This is a genomic window from Colwellia sp. PAMC 21821 (assembly GCF_002077175.1).
Classification (GTDB): Bacteria; Pseudomonadota; Gammaproteobacteria; order Enterobacterales; family Alteromonadaceae; genus Cognaticolwellia.
Genome location: NZ_CP014943.1, coordinates 1,027,563 through 1,040,037 on the forward strand (window position 1 = coordinate 1,027,563; position 12,475 = coordinate 1,040,037).

The following is a 12,475-nucleotide window of genomic DNA, read 5'->3' on the forward strand; positions in this document are numbered from 1 at the left end:
TTATATTTTACGTAACATAGGAACAAAACCATCTAATTTGATAAGTAGGTGTTGTCTAGTAGATGGAGTGAACATATCAATGAGTAAAGTTGTAAATATCAACGTGATTAGTGACGTATAAGCGGCAGCTTGAACACCATAAATAGGTATGTATATATAATTCAATCCGACATTAATCACAGCACCGGCAGAGCCTCGAATAAATATAAACTTCGTTTTATTTTCAGCCAACAACCACTTATTACTCACCATTAGAAGCCCAATAAACACACTACTCCAAATCTGTATTATTAAAATATCAGCAGCGCCTTCATAACCAGAACCATAGAGAAACTCCATCAAATACGCCCCAATAAGAGTCACAGTTATAGACAGCGCAATAGCCATCCATATTAATATTTTATACAGGTTTCTGACTCTATTGTTATAAATATTTTCATCAGTTTTCTTGGCATTTAAAATGGCTGGAAACAAGGATGATGTGACCAATACAGGGACAACATACCATAATTCACTAATTCGGCTTGATGCAGCGTATAATCCGACTTCATATTCACCTAAGAATTCCTTTAGCATAATTATATCTATTTTCATGTAAACAGTTACAACTATTGAGCTGATAATCAGGGGCCAACTGTCTCTTAATAAACGACGAGCTAAAGGAAATTCAAATCTCCATGACTTAATCATTAAGTTTTCTTTTAAATAAAAATACAAAAGACCAATTGCTAGAATAAAACTATCAAATAAAATGACATAAGCAAAAGAAATTAATGGTGCTTCATATAAGATTAATGTAACTTTAATTAAAGAAGATATAAGAAGACACAACAAATTGCTGTAAACAACAAACTTACTTAAAACTTGGCTTTGGAAATAGAAATCGATAACATTTAAACTTTGAAAAATAGTTGCAAATGCAATTATTACAATAAGCCAATTTGTTTGACTATCATTCCAATGAAATAAAATCGAAACTACAAGTAATATAATAACCAATAAAGCACCAGCTAATTTAAGTGTAAAGGCAGTCCCTAATAAACGTTCCCTTTGATTTTCATTATGTACTAACTCGCGGATAACGATTCCATCAAGCCCAAGAGTTGCGATTACAGAAAACAGTAATACATAGCTCTGCGCATAACTAAACAACCCAAACTGTTCTGGCCCTAAATACCTAGCGACCCAAATCCCAACAAAAAGTCCGACCACCATCCTTAATATTTTCTCACCCAAAAGCCATGAAGTATTTTTTAAGTACTTCATGGCTCCTTGTTTGCTTTGTAAACTGGACAGTCTTTTTACGATCCCCATTAAAATGGTATTAACCTCTAAACTTATCTTGGTTATTGATAAACCATTGATAGGCCATAGAAAGTCCATCTTTAAGTGAAACAGAGTACCCCCAACCGAGTCTCTTAAGCCTATCTACATTCATTAATTTACGTGGTGCGCCATCTGGCTTGGCTGTATCAAACTTAATTGCTCCTTTAAAACCGACCACTTCTGCGACTGTTTCTACTAATTCTTGAATTGTACAGTCAACCCCGGTTCCTACATTTATATGACTTAACATAGGCTCTGTATTTTCGTTATACGTTGTTTTATCTAGATTCATAACATGAATTGATGCATCAGCCATATCATCTACATATAAAAACTCACGCATTGGCCTACCACTTCCCCATGCAATAACTTCATTATCTCCATTTAACTTAGCTTCATGAAAACGTCTTAATAGAGCAGGAATAACATGGCTATTTTCAGGGTGAAAATTGTCATGTGCACCATAAAGGTTTGTAGGCATTACACTCCTATAATCCCTCCCATGCTGACGATTGTAACTTTCACATAATTTAATTCCTGCAATTTTGGCAACAGCATACGGTTCATTGGTTTCTTCTAATGTACCGGTTAGCAGCGCCGTTTCTTTCATGGGCTGCTCCGCTAACTTAGGATATATACAAGAAGAGCCTAAAAAGAGTAATTGTTGGATGTCAGCCAAATGCGCACTGTTAATAATATTGCATTGAATCATTAGATTTTCATATATGAAATCTGCAGGGTAAGTATTATTGGCTACTATCCCGCCCACTTTTGCGGCAGCTAAGTAAACTTGATCAATTTTTTCTGTTTGAAAGAAATCAAGTACAGCTTGTTGATTTTTTAAGTCTAGTCCTTTACGAGAGCGAGTAATTAACTCGACACCTTGAACTTTACTTAACTGACGAACGATAGCAGAGCCGACCATGCCATTATGGCCCGCAACAAAAATTCGCGATTTTATTTCATTCATTATCTAACCTTACAAAATACTAATAACAATATTTTCACTGAGAACACAGAGTGACTTAGCGCTAAACCGAGAGGAATTAAAGTAAAAATAGAAAGTATCTAATTAGTAACTTTCTATTTTCACTAGGTTGTGTAATTTCTAATTAACTTTCAAGTGTTACTGCAATGTTGTAACCATGCTTTTTTAAAATTGCATGTTGCTTAGCTTTATTTAAGTCGTTTTCTACCATTTCGGCACACATTTCTTCAACAGTAATCTGTGGGACCCAGCCCAATTTTTCTTTTGCTTTACTTGGGTCACCTAGTAACGTTTCAACTTCTGCAGGACGGAAGTAGCGTGGATCAACTTTAACGATAACATCACCTACACTTAAAGCAGGGGCATTATCACCGGTAATTGCAGTTACAGTAGCTACCTCATCAAGTCCTTCACCTGTAAATTCAAGTGAAATTCCTGCTTCTTTAGCCGATAATGTAACAAATTCTCGTACAGAAATTTGCTTACCGGTTGCAATGACAAAATCATCAGCTGTTTCTTGCTGTAGCATCATCCATTGCATACGAACATAATCTTTTGCATGTCCCCAGTCACGAAGAGCGTCCATATTACCTAGGAACAAACACTTCTCGAAACCTTGTGAAATATTAGCAATAGCACGGGTTATTTTACGAGTAACGAAGGTTTCACCACGACGAGGAGACTCGTGGTTAAATAAAATACCGTTACAGGCATACATACCGTAAGATTCCCGATAGTTAACAACTATCCAATAGGCGTACATTTTAGCAACAGCATAAGGTGAGCGAGGATGGAATGGTGTGGTTTCTTTTTGTGGAATTTCTTGTACTTCACCGTATAACTCCGACGTTGATGCCTGGTAGAACTTAGTTGTTTTTTCCAAGCCTAAAAAACGAATTGCTTCAAGAAGACGTAAGGTACCCATAGCATCAACATCAGCTGTATATTCTGGACATTCAAATGAAACAGCAACATGAGATTGCGCGCCTAAGTTATATACTTCATCTGGTTGTACGTCTTTAATAATACGCGTAAGGTTAGACGAATCGGTTAAATCACCATAATGAAGAAAAAACTTTTGATTTTTCTCATGATTATCTTGATAAATATGGTCTACACGCTCAGTATTTAACGACGAAGCTCTACGCTTAATACCGTGTACCTCATAACCTTTCTCTAACAATAATTCAGCAAGATATGATCCATCTTGGCCAGTTACACCGGTAATTAAAGCTACTTTATTCTTTGTCATTTTTATTTCCTAAATTTAATTTAAAAGATGCTATCTTCTTAACAGCTCTAATAATTCATTTGTTTTTTCTTGCATTAAAGCGACATTACCTTTCGCTTCAACATTGAGTCTAACTACTGGCTCGGTATTCGATGTTCTTAAATTAAAGCGCCATTCAAAGCTGCTACTAGCTTTTTTCTCTTTAAATGATAAACCAATACCATCGGTATAATCGATACCGATGGCTTGTTCTTTATATTGATTTAGAACTCGTTCTATCGCTAAACTTGGATCGGCTAATTTTGAGTTTATCTCACCAGAACTTGGGAAGGCAGCAATGCAATGCTTCACCATTGACGATAATGTTTGTTTTTTAACTGATAATAATTCAGCGACTAATAACCAAGGGATCATACCGCTATCACAATATGCGAAATCACGAAAATAATGATGAGCACTCATTTCACCACCATAAACAGCATCTTCTTTGCGCATACGCTCTTTAATAAAAGCATGTCCTGTTTTAGACATAATAGCTTCACCATTATTTTCTTTAATTATTTGCTCGGTATTCCATGTCAATCGTGGATCATAAATTATTTTTTGGCGTTTTTTATTACCGTCAGTATTCTTTTTCAAAAATGCTTCTGCTAATAAACCCACAATGTAATAACCTTCGATGAATTCACCTGTTTCATCAAACAAAAAACATCGATCAAAATCGCCATCCCAAGCTATGCCCATATCAGCATTATGCTCTCGCACAGCTTTAGCGGTATCTTCTCTATTTTCAATCAATAAAGGATTAGGTATCCCATTAGGAAAATCACCATCAGCTTCGTGCTGTATTTTTATGAACTCAATAGGGATATTAAGCTTACTAAAGGCCAATTCTATAGCATCTACAACATGACCTGCGGCGCCATTTCCTGAATTTACCACTAATTTAAGTGGTGTAATTTTTTCAGGAGCAATATAAGTCATCAAATGGTCAACGTAAGCATCTAAATTAGAGATTAGTTTATATTCGCCCTTAGGTACTGTTTGCGACGTAGCACTGTTACTTTTCCAAGGCTTGCTTTCTGCCAATGCTTTAATCGCATTTAAGCCAGTATCTCCACTAATAGGTTTAGAGTCTTCTCTGACGAATTTCATGCCATTATAATTCATCGGATTATGGCTCGCAGTTACTTCAACACCACCGCACATACCTAAATTTTTTGTAGCAAAGTAGATCTCTTCAGTACCCGTCATGCCAATATCAAAAACATCAACACCTTCATCACGAAGGCCATCGGCAAACGATAATTTTAATGATTCAGAAGTTAAACGAATATCTCCGCCTACCACTATTTTCTTAGGTTTTAAATACAGAGCAAAAGCGCGACCTATGCGGTAAGCTATTTCGTCATTAAGCTCTATGCCTAATTCACCTCGAATATCGTACGCTTTAAAACAAGTAAGTTCAGTCATGATAATGTTCTCTTTTAAATAGCTCTAAATTCGGCCATAACGGTCTTCAAAGCGCACAATATCGTCTTCACCTAGATACGAACCTGATTGTACTTCGATCATCTCTAAAGGTAATTGCCCTGGATTTTCAAGTGCATGAACAACACCAATCGGTATATAAGTTGATTCATTTTCTGTAACTAAAAATGTTTTGTCGCCGTTTGTAACTTTTGCAGTACCTGATACAACAATCCAATGTTCAGCTCTATGATGATGCATTTGAATAGAAAGCTTCTCGCCTGGTTTAACAGTTATGCGTTTTACTTGATATCGTGTACCACTATCGATAGAGTCGTATTTTCCCCAAGGTCGATATACTTCACGGTGAATTTTAAACTCGGCTCTTTCCTCTAGTTTTAATTGTTCGACAACTTTTTTTACATCTTGCACTTTATCTTTACTTGCAACCAATAGAGCGTCTTTAGTATCTACAATAACTAAGTTATCAATTCCTACCGTAGCTATTAACCTTTCGCCACCTAAAATCAAGCTATTTGTTGTTTGATACGCAATACCATCACCAGTAACGGAGTTACCATCTGCATCTTTGCTGTTAACTTCCCATAGTGAAGACCAAGAGCCAATATCACTCCAACCGGCATCTAATGGAACAACAACAGCATCCTTTGTTTTTTCCATTACGGCATAATCAACGGATTCATCTGGGCACTTTTCAAAAGCTAATTTATCCACTCTAATAAAGTCTTCATCATTTGAAATGGTTGCTAAAGAACTTTCACAAGCATTATATATATCCGGTCTAAATTGATATAATTCTTCTAAATAACGGCTTGCTTTCATTAAAAACATACCACTATTCCAATAATGCTCTTTGCCTGCAAAATATTGCTTTGCTACTTCTACATTAGGCTTTTCGACAAACGCATCGACATTATAGCTATTATCATCGATAGCTAAGCCTCGCTTAATATAACCGTAACCTGTATGGGCTTCTGTTGGAACAATACCAAAAGTCACAAGTTTACCTGCTTGAGCTAGAGGGATAGCGTTCTCGACAGCTTTTACAAATGCGGTTTCGTTTTGAATAACATGGTCAGCGGCTAAAACAAGAACCAAACTGTCTTGAGACTCTACAATTGTTTTCGCCGCCAAAGCTATAGCTGGCGCAGTATTTCGACCTACAGGTTCTAAAATAATAGATCCCGATTGGTTGATTTGACGTAATTGCTCAGCAACAATAAACCGGTGTTCTTCATTACAAATAACCACAGGGCCTTCTACAGCTAAACCAGATAGTCTCTGCAATGTTTGTTGTAGCATTGTTTCATTGCCGTTCAACGCTAAAAACTGTTTGGGGTAAAGCGAACGGCTTAAAGGCCATAATCTTGAACCTGAACCGCCAGCCATGATAACGGGAGTGATCATATAAAATTCCTTTAAACTATATAAATATGTTAATTTTTTATTTGTTTTTTAAACAAGCATCTGCTTGTTTATCTTCTTGGAAATACCATTTACTATGCTTATGGACATGTTCACACTCAAGCAACTCTTTCTCTGAAAACCACCGATAATTAGAGTGTTGCTCAAGTGGTAATTTAGCTAAATCACCAGTAAATTTTATTCCGTAGGCCAGCACGATATAATGCGTTGTGAAATCGTCATCAGAAAAGTTATCTTCATAGAAATGCTGATAAACACCTCTAAACTCTGCGCTAGCAAGATTAAGTTCTAGCTCTTCTTTTACAAGGCGTTTAAAAGCATTTTCAATGGTTTCATTTTTTAAAACGCGACCGCCAGGAACAAACCAAAAACCTTGTGCTGGACGATTAGTTCTTTGACCTAGCAACACATTCCCTTGCTTATCTCTAATAACTAAATCTATGGATACTAAAGGTGTAGATTTAATAATTGTCTTAAAGTCTGTAATTGATAATTTCATAAATGTTTCGACAGAATAAATATTAATAAACAGCTAAATTCAAGGTTGTAATTGTTTAATGAGATGCATTAGGTCATTGAATCTCGGCATTAAAAAATCAATTAATTCACTACTCATTATATTTCCAACTAATGTGTCGAGCATATTTATTGTAAAGAATAAATATTACGATAAATAAAGTCAGCTCAATACTTTCGGGGACTTGAAAATATTCACCAAGAACTCCAATTAAGGACATGAGCGCAGCAAATAATGAGATAACTACAAGTGTTTGGCGAGAAGACAAGCCCGCGCGTTGCAGTATGTGATGCAAATGATCACGGTCGGGTTTAAATGGAGATTTACCTTTGCGGTAACGTCGCATCACTATTGCTAACATGTCCATCAGGGGTATTGCACATATCCATAGTGCAGTTACTGGTCTAAATGATGCGTTATCACCTTGGGTACCCATTGATAATAACCAGATAACACTTAAACCGATGAACATACTACCGGCATCGCCCATAAATATTTTCTTGGTGTATTTTTTTAAAAAACCAAGATTAAACATTAAATAAGGTAAGGTCGCAGTCGCTAATATTAATGGGTAACTTAAGTAATTCGTATTACCACTCATTAGAAATAATAGTGCAATGGCAGTAAAGGTATTTAAGCTTAAACTGCCCACTAATCCGTCGATACCGTCAACCATGTTATAGGCATTTATTACCACAATAATAGCAAAATAAGTAAATAGAATGCCCATTGGCCCAAGTTCTATATCACCAAAAGCAAATAAGTTGCCTAGGCTCGAAATATAACCACCCACGCCATAAATCATTAAACTGGCAATTATAATTTGCCCTACGATGCGAATACGCACTTTTAGGTCGAATTTATCATCAAGTGCGCCTATAAATACCATCATCGCCGAGGCAATAAGGTACATGCGCAATTCTAAAGTATTAGGTAACCAAAGTAAGCTAGCCGCTAGCACAGCAGCAAATATAGAAATGCCGCCAATAAGGGGAATTTGCCCTTCATGATGCTTTCTTGCATTGGGCTTATCAACTAAGCCAACATCAACAGCAATAGGCTTAAATAATTTAATGGCAAGAAAAGCAAAACAAAAAGCACTTAAGGCAGTTAGGGCAGTAATTATCATATAAATATACTCCTATTTACCTAGCACTTGGCTTGATTGAATTGATTCAGTAGAATGTGTTGGCTGCGCATCATTTTCTGTTTTATTAGCATCTAGTTGACCGTTATTTAGCTTAGTAGCCGTTCCTTTTTTAGTAAAGTAACGAATTAAAACGATCAGCACTGACAAAATTCCACCTAGCATAGTACCCAACACAACGATTAAGGCGCGTTTAGGTTTGGCTTTTTCCTCAGGTGCATTAGCAGGGTCAATGGTTTTTAACACATATTCTTTTGACACTTCAGCCAACATGATGGTTTTGGTTTGTTCTTCAATAAGCTGATAAAACACAGTTTGCATATCAGCCAACTGTGTTTCTTTTAATTTCTTCGTTAAATAGTCGATACTGTTTTGCGCTTCTACTTTATCTTGTTCTCGCATAGTCGCGTTGATGTCATTAACCAACCATTTTAACCACCGTGTGGCAACTTCAGGTGAGTAATGTTCAATGGTCAGCGTTACCATGCCATTTTCTTTATCGGTAGATATGGTTAGAATTTCTTTGAAAGCTTTAAATGCTTGCCAAGAAGAAGGCTTAGGTGTTTTCGGTGCTTTAACTTCTCCTAGCCATGTTTCAGTTTTCGCATTATAAATTTCATCATCAATGATTAAGGTATTAGTATTAATATCCCAGTTATTTACTGCCATTAATGGCACGAGCAAATTATGCTGATTGATAAAATTCTCTAGAAAAAATCGAGATTTTAATACCTCAAGAGCGAGGCCTGTTTTGTCGGTACCGCCACCGCCAAGGTTAATACCCGCTAAACTAGCTAAACCGCCAAACTGTCCTGCCATTTTAGCTAGACCACCCGCGCCACCTTGATCACTTGTTGGTGATAATAAGGTCGTCGCTTTGTAAATGTTCGGCTGATTAATCGCATAAAAAATTGATGACATGGCAAAAAGCGCACTGATAATGATAATCAATAGCTTGCCTGACCATATGGCGTGCCAAAGCTCAGCTAGATCTATTTCATCGTCTTCGGGAAGGTGGTGTTGCTGATAAAATTCTTTTGAATTCATTGCTTCGACTTCATTTGAAGTACTTCCTTGCAATTTATGACTTTTCACAATAGCTCGCATTTAAGTTCATTTTATATTTATTCCTGTGGGCATTTAAACCAACGATTAACGAAAGCGGCCCAAGTGGCAGGCATTATAACAAGGTATCTGTCTTTGTTAATAGTTGTTTATAGCTTTTTTACTGTCGGTTACCGGTCAATATTAGCAAATTTATTTAAATTTTGTTTATTGGTCTTTGATATTTTACAATTCATGCATAAATATTTGGTTGATGGCTTTCAGTAAAAACCTTTAAGGTTGCTATTTGACTGCCTTATCAAGTACATAAGTGTTTTTTGTTTAATTTGACGGGCTGAAGCCCGACCTACAACTTTTTGTGCAATCTGTAGCGGTTTGTTACATATTTTATTTTTTTATAAAGTTGATATACCAGGGCATTGCTTTGTTGATGCCTTGTTGAATACGAAATTCTGGCTGATAACCTATTAAGTCTCTAGCTTTTGATATATCGGCCTGAGAATGGCGCACGTCACCGGCCCTGAAATCTTGATATATTGCTTTTTTGGTATAACTAACGCCATTATCGCCCAATGCAGAAGCTAAGCTAGAAAATAGCTCGTTAAGTGTTGTTCTATCGCCTAATGCGACATTGTATACTTGGTTTTTTCCCTGTTCATCAGCTGTTGCCGCTAATATATTCGCTTGTACCGCATTTTCTACAAAACAAAAGTCACGGCTGGTTTCACCATCACCATTAATATATAGGTCTTGGTTTTCTATCATTGCCGCAGTCCATTTAGGAATTACAGCAGCGTAGGCACCATCTGGGTCTTGACGTTTACCAAACACATTGAAATAACGTAAGCCTGTGGCATTTAAGCCATAAGTTTTATTAAATACATCGGCATAAAGCTCATTAACATATTTTGTAACGGCATAAGGTGATAATGGTTTACCAATGGTGTCTTCTACTTTCGGCAATGCGGGGTGGTCACCATAAGTTGAGCTTGAAGCGGCATAGACAAAAGTGGCTACTTTAGCGTCTTTTGCGGCTGTTAACATATTAAGAAAGCCGGTTATATTGGTCGAGTTAGTTAAAATAGGATCAGCTATTGAGCGCGGTACAGAGCCGAGTGCTGCTTGGTGCAAAATGTAGTCTACGGTTAAGTTTTCAACTGTTAAAGCTTTTTGGCAATCGTCAACGTTTCGAATATCGCCTTTAATGAACGTAAAATTTTGCCATTGCTGTGCTGACACTTCAGACTTTACTTCGTCTAAGTTATGTTGATGGCCGGTAGCAAAGTTGTCTAAACCTATAACTTTTTGGTTTAAGCGTAATAATGTTTCTAGTAGGTTTGAGCCAATAAAACCGGCGACACCGGTAACGAGCCAAGTTTTTGGTGATTGTATAAGCTGTTTTTTTATTTCATCATACTTTGACATTTGTGCATCCGTTTTGGCTGTTTAATTTTTTATAGTTCGCCTGTGTCATTCGTACAGGTTACAGTTTTTTAGAAAGCTGTTAATTTATAGTTAAATACAGTTTTCATTTTTTGTTTCGGTTTTGACCGTTTTGTTCGGTGATGACTTTTTATTTGACGGGCTGAAGCCCGACCTACAATATATGCCTTTGGCCTTTGTAGGTTGGAATTTAGTCCATCAGGTTTTAAATTTGTTCTTTTGACGGGCTGAAGCCCGACCTACAATATATTGCCTTTGGCACTTTGTAGGTTGGACTTTAGTCCATCTGGTTTTAAATATGTTCGTTTGACGGGCTGAAGCCCGACCTACAATATATGCCTTTGGCCTTTATAGGTTGGACTTTAGTCCATCAGGTTTTAAATTTGTTCGTTTGACGGGCTGAAGCCCGACCTACAAAACATCAATGAACCTGGGTTATAAACGCATATCTGCTGATTCTTTCGGTAATATGTATTTTAAATCATATAGCACGTGATGTTTTTTACCCAACTTTCGAATTTCATCTACACCTAAACTCTTAAATTCATTATGTGCTACTGCAAGAATAATAGCGTCGTAATGGCCTGCTTGCGGCTTTTCTGTCAGGCTTAAGTTATATTCATGCTCGGCTTGTTTGCTTGAACACCAAGGGTCGGTAATATCAACATTGATGTTATATTCTTTAAGCTCACTAACAATATCAACAATTTTGGTGTTACGTAAATCAGGACAATTTTCTTTAAAGGTAAGGCCCATAATTAATACATTGGCACCTTCGACTTGAATACGTTTATGCAGCATGTGCTTTACTAATTGAGAAACTACATAAGCGCCCATACCGTCGTTTAAACGACGACCAGCAAGTATCATTTCAGGATGGTAACCTACTGATTGCGCTTTATGTGTTAAATAGTAAGGATCGACCCCAATACAGTGACCGCCAACTAAACCTGGACGGAAGGGTAAAAAGTTCCATTTTGTGCCAGCAGCTTCTAACACTTCTAACGTGTCGATATTAAGTTTATTAAATATAATAGACAGTTCATTAATAAGCGCAATATTAACGTCGCGTTGGGTGTTCTCAATTACTTTTGCTGCTTCGGCAACTTTAATTGAACTCGCCTTGTGAGTACCTGCAATAATTATAGAGCGATATAAGTCGTCTACAATAGTGGCTATTTCTGGCGTAGAACCCGAGGTAACTTTTAAAATATTGGTAACTCTGTGCTCTTTATCACCCGGATTAATACGCTCAGGTGAATAACCCGCATAAAAGTCTTTGTTGAACACTAAACCTGATACTTTTTCTACTACCGGGATACAAGCTTCTTCAGTTGCACCAGGGTAAACAGTAGATTCATAAATAATAATATCGTCTTTACTCACCACTTTACCTAGCATTTCGCTGGCTTTTATTAAGGGTGTTAAATCAGGTTGTTTGTGCTGATCAATTGGCGTAGGTACGGTCACGATATAAACGTTAGAGTTTTTCAAGTCATCGGGTTGGCAAGAGTAACTGAGGTTGGTAGTTTCGGCTAATTCTTCGTCGCTGACTTCAAGAGTACTGTCGGTGCCATTATTTAATTCTGCAATACGTGCTTGGTTGATATCGAAACCTAAGGTTTGATATTTTTTACCAAACTCTACCGCTAGCGGTAAACCAACATATCCTAAGCCTATGATGGCAATTTTTACATCTTTTAAGTCACGTATCATTTTGCGAATCCTTTACCTTTATTACCGGTTATAATTTTATGTGTTATTTATCTATTAATACACGCTGATTACATTGTAGGTTGGGCTTTAGCCCATCGTTTTTTAGGCATAAATGCCAACCTCAGA

10 protein-coding genes are annotated in these 12,475 nt (G+C 36.9%); all 10 read right to left on the reverse strand.

What is annotated here, in order from left to right; translation table 11 throughout:
* The 10 genes from A3Q33_RS04270 to tviB all read right to left on the reverse strand — a co-directional run bounded on the left by A3Q33_RS04270 (nucleotide 1) and on the right by tviB (nucleotide 12,349).
* The gene (locus tag A3Q33_RS04270; RefSeq protein WP_155866697.1) at nucleotides 1–1,266 is read right to left on the reverse strand and encodes a flippase; all 1,266 of its coding nucleotides are present in this window, start codon (nucleotides 1,264–1,266) and stop codon (nucleotides 1–3) included.
* A gap of 58 nt (nucleotides 1,267–1,324) precedes the next feature.
* Nucleotides 1,325–2,296, reverse strand: a complete 972-nt coding sequence (fcl, locus tag A3Q33_RS04275; RefSeq protein WP_081178869.1) for a GDP-L-fucose synthase — start codon at nucleotides 2,294–2,296, stop codon at nucleotides 1,325–1,327.
* A gap of 142 nt (nucleotides 2,297–2,438) precedes the next feature.
* Nucleotides 2,439–3,566, reverse strand: coding sequence for a GDP-mannose 4,6-dehydratase (gene gmd, locus A3Q33_RS04280; protein WP_081178870.1), 1,128 nt, complete (start codon nucleotides 3,564–3,566; stop codon nucleotides 2,439–2,441).
* Between the two features lie 30 nt (nucleotides 3,567–3,596).
* Entirely contained in the window at nucleotides 3,597–5,018 is a 1,422-nt protein-coding gene (locus A3Q33_RS04285; RefSeq protein ID WP_081178871.1) for a phosphohexomutase domain-containing protein, read from the reverse strand.
* Between the two features lie 24 nt (nucleotides 5,019–5,042).
* Nucleotides 5,043–6,443, reverse strand: coding sequence for a mannose-1-phosphate guanylyltransferase/mannose-6-phosphate isomerase (locus A3Q33_RS04290; RefSeq protein ID WP_081178872.1), 1,401 nt, complete (start codon nucleotides 6,441–6,443; stop codon nucleotides 5,043–5,045).
* A gap of 37 nt (nucleotides 6,444–6,480) precedes the next feature.
* Nucleotides 6,481–6,960, reverse strand: coding sequence for a GDP-mannose mannosyl hydrolase (locus tag A3Q33_RS04295; protein WP_081178873.1), 480 nt, complete (start codon nucleotides 6,958–6,960; stop codon nucleotides 6,481–6,483).
* Nucleotides 6,961–7,069: 109 nt separating this feature from the next.
* Nucleotides 7,070–8,107, reverse strand: coding sequence for a UDP-N-acetylglucosamine--undecaprenyl-phosphate N-acetylglucosaminephosphotransferase (gene wecA, locus A3Q33_RS04300; protein WP_081178874.1), 1,038 nt, complete (start codon nucleotides 8,105–8,107; stop codon nucleotides 7,070–7,072).
* A 12-nt stretch (nucleotides 8,108–8,119) separates the two neighbouring features.
* Nucleotides 8,120–9,220 carry a Wzz/FepE/Etk N-terminal domain-containing protein gene (locus A3Q33_RS04305; protein WP_353615518.1) on the reverse strand — a complete coding sequence of 367 codons (1,101 nt, stop codon included), beginning with the start codon at nucleotides 9,218–9,220 and terminating at the stop codon, nucleotides 8,120–8,122.
* 357 nt (nucleotides 9,221–9,577) lie between these two features.
* A complete protein-coding gene (locus tag A3Q33_RS04310) occupies nucleotides 9,578–10,615 on the reverse strand; it encodes an NAD-dependent epimerase/dehydratase family protein (RefSeq protein ID WP_081178875.1) in 1,038 nt (345 codons plus the stop codon).
* Between the two features lie 453 nt (nucleotides 10,616–11,068).
* Nucleotides 11,069–12,349, reverse strand: a complete 1,281-nt coding sequence (tviB, locus tag A3Q33_RS04315; RefSeq protein WP_081178876.1) for a Vi polysaccharide biosynthesis UDP-N-acetylglucosamine C-6 dehydrogenase TviB — start codon at nucleotides 12,347–12,349, stop codon at nucleotides 11,069–11,071.
* Nucleotides 12,350–12,475 lie beyond the last annotated feature (126 nt).